Source organism: Clostridium estertheticum (assembly GCF_011065935.2).
Lineage (GTDB): Bacteria > Bacillota > Clostridia > Clostridiales > Clostridiaceae > Clostridium_AD > Clostridium_AD estertheticum_A.
The window spans coordinates 3,938,583-3,952,290 of record NZ_JAAMNH020000001.1; the positions used below are offsets into that span (position 1 = coordinate 3,938,583).

Here is a 13,708-nt window from a genome sequence, read left to right on the forward strand (position 1 = left end):
AAAAACACATCAAGCATCAATTATATACTAATATAGGCTATGAATTCAATAAGAATTCGTAAGCTAATTTACATTGCATAGCTACACCTATTGATATACAACTCTCATCTATGTCAAATAAACTTCCATGAGCCGGATTTACTATACCTTTTTCCACATTACCACTTCCTAAAAAATAAAATAGTGCTGGTCTTTCATTGGAGAAATAAGCAAAACTTTCCACACCCATAGTAGGTTGGTCTAATTTATGTACATTATCCGCACCGATTACTTCACTTGCTTTTTTTTCAAACATGTCCGCTAAATTATCATTATTATAAAGACATGGGTAACTTTCCTCTATATTAATCTCACACGTCCCTCTCATAGAGTGCGTGGTGCCCTCTACTACCTGAACTAATCTCTTCTTTATATATTCTCTATGTTCACCTTTTGTAGTTCTAATAATTCCTGATATTATCACGTCTTCTGGTATAATATTTTGAGCTGTGCCCCCGTGAATGGAACCTATAGTAACTACTGCCGCATCTGTGGGTGGAATTTCGCGACTTACAATGTTTTGAAGAGATACAATAACATTACTAGCTATTACAATAGGGTCAATGGTCATGTGTGGGCTTGCACCATGTCCTCCACGACCTATTATTTTTATAGTAAAGGGATTTGATGCGGCATAGGCGTTTCCTCTTTTTAAACCAACGGTTCCTGCTTGTAACCACTCCTCAACATGAAGCCCAATAATAGCATCCACATTAGGATTTTCAAGTACTCCCTCTTTAATCATTAATGGTGCACCACCAGTAGTTTCTTCTGCTGGTTCGAAAAACAATTTTACATTACCTTTAATTTCATCTTTCATACTATTTAATATTTTGGCTGTCCCTAAAAGTATAGTGGTATGAGCATCATGTCCACAAGCATGCATTTTGCCTGCAATTTTCGATGTGTAACTGCATATTTTCTTATCCTCTAGGGGAAGTGCATCCATATCCGCTCTTAGCGCAATGGTTTTTTCACCCTTGCCTCTAATAATAGCACAAATTCCTGTTCCAGCTACTTCATAAAATTCAATGCCTTCCACTGATAAAAAGTCTTTTACCTTTTGAGAAGTTCTAAATAAATTAAAGCCCAGTTCTGGATTTTCATGAAGATCGCGCCTTATTTCTATTAACTCACTTTCAATATCCTTTGCCCTATCTAAAAAATTCAATATTTACACCTCTTTAATTATTAATCATCTTCAAAAATAACTGTTCTATTTTATTTTGTTTCTGATTCTATAATGCTATTTTCCCAATATATTTGTATTACATCTCCATTATTTAATGGCTGATAATAACTAGCTTTGCTTCCATTTAGCATAAGTATTAGGTTACCCTTTGAAATGGATAAATCGAATTCTACATAATTAAATATATCCACAAATACGTATTTATCTTTACTTTTGAGAGTAATATTTTTTTTATTAACTTCAACCATAACACTTAGCACTTCATTATCTAATTTAGTATGTACATTTTTTGTGTGAGCATCCCCATCCTTAGCTGTCAACCACTTCTTTTCTATTTCCTTGTGTATTTCAATGGGTAAATCCACTTGTTTGACCTTGATATCTTCTACGTCCAACACAGCATTTTGATCCTTTGCAATTACACTATATATTCTGTCCCCTTCTTTTATAACATAATCCACATGCAAATTTTTATTATTCATTTTAAAAGTTGAACCAGGTGCAATATTAGGGAAATTTTTTGCGTATTCCCCTATTGTAGTAGGAAATTCTATTTTAACATTATCATCTTCTTTTATTACAGTGTTTATTAAAGATTGTACACCATTAATGAATGCCACAGGCTCAAGGTTTTGTATTATATCCTCAAAATAAAAACTCACAGCTTGAATGTTCTTAACAAAGTCCATGATTTTAGGCTCAGCATTTCGTCCATCGATGCTAAACTCGACTACTATAATATCTCCTTCTTTTACCTCAGAATCAATATTACTAAGCATACCATTTATCTTGATTTCTGCCCCTTTAGCTAGAGTTCCAAAGGCCACTCGTTTTATTCCATCAACTGTAAATCTTATATTACGTCCGTTCTTACCAATTAATATTTTAGGGTTTATGCCTTCTTGCACCATTACATCCATAACTGTATGTTTATGGGAATTGAATAGGCTTATAATTTTGTCATTTATAGTGACATCAACAAAATCATGACCTAATCTCTTAATTGATATAAGTGCGATGCCTAAAACCGTAACTCCAATACTTCCCAGTTCGCCATCACAAATACAGTCAACCACTGCTTCGCGACCTTTAATTGCAACCCGTTGCATGGGCAGATTTAAAATTTTGGCAATATTTTCTTTTATGAAAGGCGTATGTGCTCCCCCACCTACTAGAAAAACAGCATTAGGAGCTTTTCCTCCATTTAATTCAATTATCTTATTACCAATTTCTTCTGAAATTTTCATAACTATAGGGCTAATTATTTTTAGTACTTCCTCTGGTCCTATTTCATTTTCAAAGCCTAAAACATCTATGTATTGAATTTTGTCTTTTCCGCTACATTGCTTTTTAATTTTCTCAGCAGTATTAAAATCAACTAAATATGCTTGTGCAAGGACCTCTGTTACCTCATCCCCAGCTGTTGGTACCATTCCATAGGCACTTATGGTATCTTTGCTACTTATTGCAATATCAGAAGTACCTGCACCAATATCCACTAATGCTAAATTTAGAAGTCTTAGGTTCTGAGGTACTGCAGCCTCCATGGCCGCTATCGGCTCTAACGTTAAACTAACAACCTCAAGTCCTGCCTTATTCATAACAACATAAAGGCTATCAACCACAGAATGTGGAAGAAAGGTAGCGATTATTTCTACTGCAATCTTTTCACCCTTGTGGGAGTTTAGATTTGAAATTATGTATCCATTTAAATAGTAATTTGTAACACTATACCCAACGCAATAAAGCATACCTTGAGTAGACTTGTTGACTTCATCCTCCGCCATTTTAACAGCAGTAAGTTCTAAACTTCTTATAATTTCCCTATTGATTTCTTTATCCTGGTCAACTTCTATTTCAGCCTTTATTGCAGTTGTCCTTAAAAATCTTCCCGCAGCAGCAATAGCTACTTTAGTTAAAGAGACATTTAAAATACTTTCTAATTTGCTTTTTACCTTTTTTACTCCACTAGCTACTAATTGAATATCATGAATTTGACCATCAACCATAGCTCTTTCTTCATGTTCTATATAGCTTTCAGCAATAACTCGAAATTTTTTCTCAGCTATTACCCCCACTGTCCCTATGATGGATCTTGTTCCTATATCTAAAGCAAATATTAGTTGTTCAACATTAACATTTGTTATCTCCATTTTTTATACCTCTTCCACACAAAATTATCAAGCTCATATTCTAAGAATATGAGCTTACTGAAATTATATAACATTATATAGCAACATTCAATAAAACTACTGCAATAACTTAATTACCCCACGGCTTTCTGATATATAAGGCAACTGTTTTATAATACTGTAAATGTATTTTGGTTTTACTTTATCTTCTTTTAAAACCTGTTCAAAGGATAATTCATTATAGTACAATAACTTGCACCAAAAATCTACAAAGTCATCTCTTGTAATAAAAATTATATTATCTCGTTCTTTAACTGTAAACCCACAGTTAAATCTCTCCAAAATTTTCACATCTGAGTATTCTTCATTTGATAAAATCCGGCCTACATCTTCCCACATTCTCTTAAATGCAACCATTATATCCCTCCTTAATAAACAAACAATTTTTATAGTATAACACATTTATATACTATGTTAAATATTACTTCTCATTACATTATATGTGTTATGCTTTTGCTTTGCAACTACATAATATAATACAAAAACCTCATATTCTAATCACAAACCATATTTTAAACTTTTGATATTAGTTAGTTATTATATAATACCGCCGAATCAAATACTTGTATATTTCTTTGTTTGTTTTTAGTGTCATTTTCAATTAAGCTACATATTATATACTGTCGAAGGACAAGGAGTGATATTATGTCAAAAGATCGTTGTAAAAAAGAACCACAATTTCACGACCATGAATTTGAAGGAAGCGTTAGAATAGCTGAATTAGGTACAGCTGATGCTCATAATCATAGATTTGCTGGAGTATCCAGTCCTGCAATACCAGTTGAAGGTGGACATGTTCATAAAGTTAAAACAAGAACAGACTTTTTTGATCACTTTCATATAATTGAAGCAGTTACTGGTCTACCAATACCTGTTGGCAATGATGGCAAGCATGTCCATTTTGTAGAGGCTGAAACTAATGTCGTTGATGATCATTTCCATGAGTTAATATTTGCTACACTTATAAATGCTCCAATATTTGAAGAAGAATGCTAGTATAAATGTAGTTGGGTTAAGGCATTACCGTAAAGGTAGTGCCTTCTTTAGTTTTAGGTTTGGAAATCTTCCTTAGCTTTTTCCTTTAAAATAAACTGAAACTCCCCTTCTAAATCTTTAATTCCGACTATTTATGTTTTCCTTTTTTCTTCATTTTAAGATTTCCTTTTCTACCAATAGATTCAGTAGGCTTATCCTTTGATGTTGCTTTGACACCCTTAGCCTTTTCTATAGCAGTATTAATAGAGTTTTTCCCTTTTGGAAGTGCCACAATAAATCCCTCCTTATATTGGAAACTCGCAAGTACACCATTGATTATTCTTAAAATTCAACATTACACCTTTGATATTAATGAGTTATTATATAATACCGCCGCATCAAATTTTCTTGTAATTCCACCCTCAAACTTCAAATCTAAATCTTTACTTGTAATGGAAATCACTTTTCCTTTGCCGAAACTTTTATGTAATAAAATATCCCCTTCTTGAAAAGGCAAATCTGTAGATACCCCTACAATCTTGCATTCCACAACAAATCGTGAGGTTTCTTTGACTTTTCCTTTTACATTTTTGGAAATGCATAACCAAACATTATCTATGGCTCTTGTAATTCCTACATAAAATAGTCTTCTTTCTTCTTCTATATTCTTATCCATGCTATTTACATGTGGTATATTCTCCTCATTACAATTAATGAGGTATACATTTTTAAACTCCATTCCTTTCACACCATGAATTGATTGCTTCAGCATAAATGATTTACTTAGAAGTGTTGATACAGGCTACTTTATACAATATTCCATGCTTTTATCTTTAATTTATTCCATACACATAACTATTATTTAATTATATCATATTGATAGGAATATATTCAATGTGTGAGTCAATGGAAACAATTAGTAGCTATTGAAAATTACTATTTTTTAATAATCACTACATTAATATATAGTTTTTTTTCATAAAAAAAGGGTAAGCCATTTAGCTGTACCCTTATAGTGTTTTTCATTTCTTTCACTTAAACCTCAACTGCACATACCCATTCATGCAATCTTGTCATTTCTATATATCCCTTAAGACTTTCCTTATCATTTGTTTCCAATTTTATAAGTGGTAATTGAACATAACACTCATCTTGTTGATAATTTATATTAACTTCTTGAACTTCATATTCATAAGGGTCTTTCCACACTGAGTCTGATATGAAATCTCCCTTATGAGGTACCACATTAGATTCAAAAGTTTTTGTGACATTTCTAAGACCTTTTCTAAAATCTCCTAAAGTTATTTGTTGACTAAGTATAATTTTCATTACAAATCCCATCCTCTCAAACTCTATTTAGTATAGATTTCCTTCAAAGTGTTCATTAAATCGCCTACCTGCTTGTAAATAATCTATTTTGTCAGTGAATATAATGAAGTTATCAAATTGTCCACGAGCTTCTACATTAGTTTTAAATTCTATTTTTAAAAGTGCACATATAACATCAGGTAAATATAAGTTGCAAAAGCTAAAATCATCACTGTAGAAATACCCTACTCTATCTAATTTCAATTTAATTAAATGAAGAGAATCTTGAATCGAAGATTCCAAACCCTTAATCTCCCGATTGTCATATATTTTATAGAAAAAAGGCTCTGGTTTCTTTCCTTTTCTATAAAATTCTTTTATTTCTCCGTCAATTGGTGCAGTTGCATATAAATATTTTTCATTTTGTTCCATATCAGTTTTCCCTTCTAAATTATTGTAGTTTTTAATCGCTCATCATTTTACGATATTCCATGGTTTTATTTCTAATTGTGTCAACTCTTTCTATCATTAAATCTCTAATTTCTATAAATTCAATTATTTCATCTTTTGTACAAATATACTCATTGGCTAGAGGACTTTGCATTGTGATTATTTTATTAGTAGCAATTTCAAATTTAGCTATTATTTTCTCTAAATCACCTATATGCCAATTACTCAATTTATCATCTTCAATATATTTTAAACACGTTTCATATGTAACATTGAAATTATTGGATAACATAAATGTCATAGATTTATCTTGTATTTGTCTATAGAAATCGTTGTAATCACTTCTGTCATCATTTTTTTTTGGATATGAAACAAAATATTTATATATACACTGTTGAAAATAAGGTTTGTGCTCTTTATTATCACGTATGTTTTTAACTCCCATCATATCTATCTGACTTATTAAAACTTTTTTAGAATCACCGTATTTAAACAACTCGACTAACCTCCCTTCTCTACATCCAATATTCTACAAAATAAGAAAAATACCTCTATTGAAATATTTTATTATTTGAATCCTACAAAAAAGAAAAAAAGAGTATAAAGGAAATTAATCCTCTATACTCTTTACCATTTGTATCCACAACTTTTACATTCCCATGTTTTTGTTAATTTACCCACTGAGAATATACCCCACATCCCTACACTTCCTGCTTTAGATATTCCACTAATCTTATTACACTTAACACTTTTGCAGTTTGGACATTTAATTAAACTATCATTAGCAACATAAGTTGATTTAATATTACTAGTTTCATTACTACCAACTAAATTAACCTTTGCCCCAATTGCTTCAAAATCTTGTTTAATCTGGTTTGCTCTATAAATATTTAAATTAGACATAAAAACAGAATTCTTATTATCAATTACATCTTTAGCTTGTTTCAGACCCCAATTTGTTAACTCTCTGATAAGTCTAATAGTTTTAATTGCTTGTGTAGAGCTTTCTAAAATTAAATTATAAGATGTGGGTTGTTCTGCTTCAACAACTTCTATCTTTTTTTCCTGTGCTTGTATTTTCATAGGTTCTCCACAATGAGGACAACTTAATGCATTTGGTGAAATATCCTTATCACACATTGGACATTTTATTAAATTACTCATAACAAAACTCCTTTTTATAATATAATTATATCTTACTATTTTATTAAACTTTTGTTTCCATTTATAGTAATTATATCATAAATATATATAAATTATGTAAAATTCTTATTAGTGCTATACTTTATTTTTTAACTGTGATTCCATATACCGTAATTTAATGTGTACCCTGAATACTTATTATTTGCCCAGATATGGTTCGCATTTTTAAAATTTAATCTGCCTATCGAATCAGCAGAATTCTTATTATGTACCATATTAAAAGTTGTGTCTAATTCCTCCATTATGCTAAAAACTCTAAATGTACCATCATCTAAGAGCCACAAATCGGTATGTGTTAAAATATTAAAACTTATTGTATTCTTTCTTATATAAACACTTCCATCATTTTCAAAATCATTCAAAATAATTGATAATACTGTTTTAGATTCAGTTTCTGGAGGAACAGAATTACAAAATAGAATGTTTTTATTAATTAAATCCCCTGCATCCTCAAAATCTTCTTTTTTTAAAGCATCTTTTGAATTGTAATATAACAATTTACATAAATTCTGGTTAGCACATAATTTTTTAGATATTTCCTGCACATATATATTTAATTCTTTAAATTTGCTCAATTTTAATCATCTCCTTTTATAAATCGGTCAAGCCCTTAATCCTAATTTGTTTCTTAATCACTGTACTTCCCATTGTTGCCACAAGTAAGAACGAACCCTTAACTGAAGTGTTGGCATTTAATCTACATGAAGTAGGTAATATATTGTCTATCAATATAATCAACATTTGTGATGTTATTGTAGGATTCAGTGAACTTTGCTCAAGAGTAAATGTAAATACTTCACCAGTAGTAATAGCTGTTAAATCATTATTAACACATTTCCACGTACGCAATGCACTCAAATTGATATAATCATATGAGCCAGTGGAACTAACTATTTGATATGTAGCTCCCACTATAACAGCAGTAATATTTACATTTAATATTGCTGCTACATTCTCAAATTTAACTGTAATAGCTGTTGTGCCTACTTTAATTCCTGTTATAAGACCTGTAGTATCTACACTACAAATAGTAGTATCTGAAACAACAAAAGTTAATGCAGGTGTAGTTATTACTGTGCTATTATTTCTGCATATTGTTTCAATTTGGAATGTTTTATTTTGTTCTATGTAAGTTATTGTGGTAGGTAATTCTATAGTAAAATTATTTCCAATAGGTGTAGTAATTACTGGGGTTACAGAATTAAATGCTAGTCCTGTAGTAAAATTGTCATCTACTCCACTAACATCGCTTTTTAATTTAATAATAATAACACCTTGTTCCTCGTTTACTACACTGCTAATATTATCAATTCCTAAAACACTCCATAAAGTGCCATTTAAAATAAATCTAAATCCTAATGGAACAGCTTTAATTATATTTAGTTGTGAATATCCAACTTGACAACTTAACTCATTACCAATTGTGGAAATGTATTTACCTTCTGCTATAGAAAGTGTTCCTTTATCTATAATAGAATTTATAGAAATTACTCTATCTATCCCATCAACTTTAGCCTTATATCTTAATAAGTTATTGCATTTCCTCATAATAGCCTTATAAATAGTATTGGTTTTGACTACTTCTGAAATTATAATCCATTTATAGCCTTGAAATTCAACTATATCACCCGTGTTGTAAGGTACAATAGTTTTTATCTTTTTATAATCTATTGTTTTGTCTTTCTGATTAGAAATTAAAGCTTGGACTTCTATATTATTAATAACTATTTTCTGTCCCATTGCATTCAATAAGTAGACAAAATTAGAATCATCATTAAATATATTCAATTTTAATCATCTCCTTATTAATTAGAAAACATATAAACAAAATTAGAACCACTATCATTAGTAGAAATAGCATCATCATTTGGAATCTGACGAATCTTCTTTTCTAATTGATTAATTCTACTTTGCAAGTTTTCAGCAAAATTTGAAATAGAAATATCATCATTTTTATAATTTTTCATAGTTGATGGACTATTTGCAATATCTTCTAATATAGATAAAGCAGTTTTAAGAATTATTTTTTTATTTGTATTTGAAGATGGAATATATTCATCTGTTGAGGTTGGTGATGGATTAGCTATGTCTGTTGAAACAGGAGTATTTTCTTCTAAATAAATTGCTAAATTAAAATCTGGTATATCAATCCCCTCTATTGCCATTTTGAGACGTTCTAAATTATCCAATTAAAACACCGTCCTTTATATTTACTAGATTATATTTCAATCCTAAATTGTGAAGTTCTGCTACAAATTTATTAAGTTGTTTATGATTTATTTGAGAATTATCTATAATTAAACTTATATGTGTATGAGATTGTGAATCGTTTGTTAGAATTATATTTGTATTTTCCATTATTATCAGTCCTTTCTTATTGTTGTTTTGGTTTTAATTATTGTAAATATTTATAAGTTATATTGGAATTTTATGTTATAATATTTAAGAAGCATTTGTTGAAGATTGGGGTATATCCAATATATAAGTAATTTCTAAATGCAACGTAAATATGGAGGGAAAAATGAGAAATACATACGAAAACAGTTTCGAAATAAACTTAACAAGTCATTTTATTCTGCCTAGTGTAAGTTCAGATACAATATCAATTCCACGATTATTAAATTTAGACGAAACCACGTTAAGAACCTTGATAAATTCTGCAATAGTTGATGTTTTTTCAAATTATATTATAACTTCAACCGATGAGGAGGCAACAATATCCGCAGACTGGAAAGATTATTTAGCTGATAATGAAAACTCTGAATCTTTTTCAATAAAAATAGCATTAAATACAGATAAATATTTATTTGATGATGGGATAGAAAACTATTTGTCTTATTATATTGAAGTATATTTGAATGAATTATTTTTGATATTAAATCTATCAATACCTGGAAGTATCACCCTTTTTCAAACAACTTTTAAGGTTAATGATTACACTACAAGAATTAAAATAGATAGCTATTTTTTTGCCGAATCTTTAGAATGGAGTAATGAAATTCATTGGCTTAATATAGTACCTATACCTATTAATGATGTTGCAACATGGTACAAGAGTTTAAATATAGGCATTAGACAAATATCAAAAACCAATTTAGAAAGGGTTATATTTTCATTACTACATGTCTGTAATGATGAATATGCAAGCCCTACTGGACTTATTTGGCTATCTCACTCACTGGAATCACTTTTTGGTTCTCCTAAAGCCTCAATATGTAAAACTATGATAGATAGAGCATATAAAATCTTGGGCAAGCCAGAAGTGAATTCTAAAAAAATAAAAAATATATTTAATGATTTTTATGATTTAAGAAGTAAATATGTGCATGGTGAATTTAATATACATCATCCATCTTATAATAATATTTTGGATGATGATATAGATGAGTATTATGATAAAATGACACCATCCTATAAAATCGGGTTTTCTATTGTAGTTGCATGTTTACAGTTAATGATATTAAATAATTGGAAAGGATTTAAGTTTAGAGAAGAATTTGACGGAGTATAATGCTTAAGTATTAAAGTTTAATAGTGATTTATTTATAATATCAAATTCAAAGGAAATGTGGAGGTTTACAGATGTTCTCATCAATTATTAATTATATAACATCTCATCCTGAAGTAATTTGGTCAGGATTTGGAATATTTGTACTAGGACTCATATTTACAATAACTAAATTTTTCGTAACTCATGAAATTATTGAAAAGAGTGAATATAAGAGTTTGCAAAACATTAAAAATAACTTCATTGATATTGAGAAATTAAAAAGTGATTTAGAGTTTAATCATGACCTTGGTATTTATATAGATATGAAAACCAATGAAAATTTCTGCCCAACATGTTTAACTAATAAAGATAAAAAGAATCATTTAAAAGAGATTACACATGAAGTCGGTATTTATTATCAATGTCCTGTATGTCGTGAGTCTTTTGAAAGTAAGGAATTTAAACGAAAACTGGACAAAGCAATTAAGCAAAGTGATATACGAACTAATAAATGTAACAATTGGTAATAAAAGTTTAATCGTGGCGCATAATACAAATTCACGAGCATGTATGGATAATACCGCTAATTAGCAAAAGAAAAAATCTTCACGATATTAATACATCTATAATATATGAAGGGGGTTCGATAAATGGCTGAAGAAACTAAAGAGTGGTTAGATTTTATCGTAAGACTAAATGACAGGGAAAGTAATAAAAAACGTGGTACTGGAATTACTCTTTGGGCTTTAATAGGAGTAGAAGCAGTTCTTCTTATAAAAATAATTGATTCTTTACCTAAAATTTTTATTAATAATAAAAGCATTATAATTTCACTTGTACTTATAACATTATTATTAAATTTTTCATTAAGTCTTTCTAGTATATGGAGTTTTTTATTATCAACTCTTTCATTTAATAAAAGCAGAAATATTATATCAACAGTAGATAAACAAAAGAACAATATAATGAAATTTTATATATATGTATTTATTATATTAACTATACTTATTAACTCATTAGTCATCATCTATACTCATAAAGTACTATGGGTATCCCCCTATTCGTATGCAGTTTCCTTTTTAATAATTAGTGTTATGCCAGATTTAATTAAATTTTTAAAAAGCCATAAAAAATATAAATCTAAATATATTATTTCACCAAATTCTTCTTTTCAGAGATTAGGGATTAATGTAATAAATTTATTATTTAATGCGATTGGTTTTTTTGTGTTAACTTTATTTGGATATATGGATTTTAATAAAGTATATAGCCTTCTAAATAACATTGAGTACCTAAAAACATCTATACAAATAGTAGCATTTTTAATTATTTTAATAATTTTAACGGAACAATACTTACAAAGCATTAAATATGAATGGTTAGAATGTTTAGAAAGACGCATTTTCATAGAAAAATTAAATGCAGACCAGATTAAATTGTTATTTTCAAAGGAATTCTTAGGTACCTCTGTAAGAGAATGGTTTTCAGATATAGAGGGTAGTATAAATATTAATAAACAGGATCTTGAATACAAAATGAATGAATTAAGTAACCGTGATATAAAAATTAAATCTAAAATGACAAAGAATTATTCAAAATTAAAAGAGTTAACATCTTGTAATAAAATTTGCACAGATTGTATAATAACAAAAGAATCCAATAAATTCCAAGAAATCATAGATATATCTAAAGAAAAAATCGCATTATTAAAAGAGGTAGAGTTATTTTATAATAAACGTGTAAAAAACGTACACGAATTTACTTCTCAGATAAAGCTTAACTATGAAGAATCACAATATTTAGATATTACAATGACCAGTATTGAAGTGGCTTTACAAAAGTATGAAGAACAGGAGCAACAAATAAATAAGGAGGCTTCAATTACATCAGAAAAATTTGAACAGTTTACTGCAAAATATCATCAAATATTAGGTATCGCAAATAAAAGTCAAATATAGCCCAATTATTAAAGGAAATCGTGTTTTTTTGATGTGCGTAAAATATTGACTCTACTAAACGAAATAAAAATCCGATAGGGGTAACAAGGTTTATTTTCTATTATATTTCGACAAATAAAAATACATAAAAATAGAAGGTAACTGTTGTCACCCTCTCGCCTTTGTGCATACTATAGGTTAAGATTGTTATACACATTCACTATATCATCTTTAGTAATGCCAATGTATCTTAGTGTAATTGCAGGTGTGCTATGATTGAATATCCTCTGTAATAGAGTTATATCAATCCCCTGCTTATAAGACCAATAACCGAACGTTTTACGTAGTGTATGTGTTCCTATAGTATCAGTGATACCAACTAACTTAGCACTATCACTGAGTATCTGCCATGCTTGAACTCTACTAATAGCTTTGTTCTCACCCTTCCTACTCTTAAACAGGTACATATCCATATCATAGCTAGCATCTAATGTAGATAGATACTCTTTAATAGCAGTAGATGTGCTCTTGTTGATAGTGAATGTCCTAACCTTATTAGTCTTACCCTCATGTACTGTAACCTCAGCCTTGACCTTATTGTTAGTAGTAAGTACATCTGATAACCTAAGACTAAGTAAGTCACTTACTCTTAGTCCAACGTTGATACCCATAACAAACAATAGATAGTCTCTCATACTGCTAGACTTGAGTACCCTCTTCATTAACTCTATCTGTTTCTTATCCTTTAAAGCATTTACTTCAATCATTAATACTACACTTCCTTATCTAACATATTATACTTACATTGTATGTTATGTTAGATTCAAATGCAATAGTATTATTAAATATATATTATATAGTCTATGACCATAGTCATAGACACATCTAACAGCATATGCCCAATCTAACACAACTACATTAT

General features: G+C 29.4%; 18 protein-coding genes. 4 read left to right on the forward strand and 14 right to left on the reverse strand.

Going from position 1 to position 13,708, the window contains the following annotated elements; genetic code table 11:
- Window positions 1-37: 37 nt before the first annotated feature.
- The 3 genes from G9F72_RS18770 to G9F72_RS18780 all read right to left on the reverse strand — a co-directional run bounded on the left by G9F72_RS18770 (window position 38) and on the right by G9F72_RS18780 (window position 3,780).
- A complete protein-coding gene (locus G9F72_RS18770) occupies window positions 38-1,210 on the reverse strand; it encodes a M20 family metallopeptidase (RefSeq protein WP_164959672.1) in 1,173 nt (390 codons plus the stop codon).
- Window positions 1,211-1,260: 50 nt separating this feature from the next.
- Entirely contained in the window at window positions 1,261-3,384 is a 2,124-nt protein-coding gene (locus G9F72_RS18775) for a cell division protein FtsA (RefSeq protein ID WP_164959671.1), read from the reverse strand.
- Between the two features lie 96 nt (window positions 3,385-3,480).
- A complete protein-coding gene (locus G9F72_RS18780; protein WP_164959670.1) occupies window positions 3,481-3,780 on the reverse strand; it encodes a hypothetical protein in 300 nt (99 codons plus the stop codon).
- Between the two features lie 288 nt (window positions 3,781-4,068).
- On the opposite strand from G9F72_RS18780, the gene G9F72_RS18785 reads away from it, so the two are divergent.
- Window positions 4,069-4,419: a YmaF family protein gene (locus G9F72_RS18785; RefSeq protein WP_164959669.1), complete on the forward strand. Its 351-nt coding sequence runs from the start codon at window positions 4,069-4,071 to the stop codon at window positions 4,417-4,419.
- Between the two features lie 127 nt (window positions 4,420-4,546).
- Here G9F72_RS18785 and G9F72_RS18790 read toward each other — a convergent pair whose 3' ends face one another.
- The 10 genes from G9F72_RS18790 to G9F72_RS18835 all read right to left on the reverse strand — a co-directional run bounded on the left by G9F72_RS18790 (window position 4,547) and on the right by G9F72_RS18835 (window position 9,717).
- Window positions 4,547-4,690, reverse strand: a complete 144-nt coding sequence (locus G9F72_RS18790; RefSeq protein ID WP_164959668.1) for a hypothetical protein — start codon at window positions 4,688-4,690, stop codon at window positions 4,547-4,549.
- A gap of 63 nt (window positions 4,691-4,753) precedes the next feature.
- Entirely contained in the window at window positions 4,754-5,170 is a 417-nt protein-coding gene (locus tag G9F72_RS18795) for a 3'-5' exonuclease (RefSeq protein ID WP_224676172.1), read from the reverse strand.
- A gap of 263 nt (window positions 5,171-5,433) precedes the next feature.
- Window positions 5,434-5,727 (reverse strand): hypothetical protein, encoded by a 294-nt coding sequence (locus G9F72_RS18800; RefSeq protein WP_164959666.1) that lies wholly within the window; start codon window positions 5,725-5,727, stop codon window positions 5,434-5,436.
- Window positions 5,728-5,754: 27 nt separating this feature from the next.
- Complete coding sequence (locus tag G9F72_RS18805; RefSeq protein ID WP_164959665.1) at window positions 5,755-6,138, reverse strand: hypothetical protein; 384 nt, start codon at window positions 6,136-6,138, stop codon at window positions 5,755-5,757.
- 31 nt (window positions 6,139-6,169) lie between these two features.
- The gene (locus tag G9F72_RS18810) at window positions 6,170-6,652 is read right to left on the reverse strand and encodes a hypothetical protein (protein WP_164959664.1); all 483 of its coding nucleotides are present in this window, start codon (window positions 6,650-6,652) and stop codon (window positions 6,170-6,172) included.
- A 131-nt stretch (window positions 6,653-6,783) separates the two neighbouring features.
- Window positions 6,784-7,320, reverse strand: coding sequence for a ribosomal protein L7/L12 (locus G9F72_RS18815; protein WP_164959663.1), 537 nt, complete (start codon window positions 7,318-7,320; stop codon window positions 6,784-6,786).
- A 128-nt stretch (window positions 7,321-7,448) separates the two neighbouring features.
- Entirely contained in the window at window positions 7,449-7,934 is a 486-nt protein-coding gene (locus G9F72_RS18820) for a hypothetical protein (protein WP_164959662.1), read from the reverse strand.
- A 16-nt stretch (window positions 7,935-7,950) separates the two neighbouring features.
- A complete protein-coding gene (locus G9F72_RS18825) occupies window positions 7,951-9,147 on the reverse strand; it encodes a hypothetical protein (protein WP_164959661.1) in 1,197 nt (398 codons plus the stop codon).
- A 17-nt stretch (window positions 9,148-9,164) separates the two neighbouring features.
- On the reverse strand, window positions 9,165-9,548 hold the full coding sequence (locus tag G9F72_RS18830) for a hypothetical protein (protein WP_164959660.1): 384 nt from the start codon (window positions 9,546-9,548) through the stop codon (window positions 9,165-9,167).
- A complete protein-coding gene (locus tag G9F72_RS18835; RefSeq protein ID WP_164959659.1) occupies window positions 9,541-9,717 on the reverse strand; it encodes a hypothetical protein in 177 nt (58 codons plus the stop codon). Before G9F72_RS18835 ends, G9F72_RS18830 begins: the two co-directional genes overlap by 8 nt.
- 163 nt (window positions 9,718-9,880) lie before the next feature.
- Here G9F72_RS18835 and G9F72_RS18840 point away from each other — a divergent pair, with 163 nt between their 5' ends.
- The 3 genes from G9F72_RS18840 (at window position 9,881) to G9F72_RS18850 (ending at window position 12,807) form a co-directional block, all read left to right on the forward strand.
- A complete protein-coding gene (locus G9F72_RS18840) occupies window positions 9,881-10,870 on the forward strand; it encodes a HEPN domain-containing protein (protein WP_164959658.1) in 990 nt (329 codons plus the stop codon).
- 71 nt (window positions 10,871-10,941) lie between these two features.
- On the forward strand, window positions 10,942-11,376 hold the full coding sequence (locus G9F72_RS18845; protein ID WP_164959657.1) for a hypothetical protein: 435 nt from the start codon (window positions 10,942-10,944) through the stop codon (window positions 11,374-11,376).
- Window positions 11,377-11,499: 123 nt separating this feature from the next.
- Entirely contained in the window at window positions 11,500-12,807 is a 1,308-nt protein-coding gene (locus G9F72_RS18850; protein WP_164959656.1) for a hypothetical protein, read from the forward strand.
- Window positions 12,808-12,977: 170 nt separating this feature from the next.
- Here the strand turns inward: G9F72_RS18850 and G9F72_RS18855 are convergent, their stop codons facing one another.
- Window positions 12,978-13,553 carry a site-specific integrase gene (locus G9F72_RS18855; protein WP_164959655.1) on the reverse strand — a complete coding sequence of 192 codons (576 nt, stop codon included), beginning with the start codon at window positions 13,551-13,553 and terminating at the stop codon, window positions 12,978-12,980.
- Window positions 13,554-13,708 lie beyond the last annotated feature (155 nt).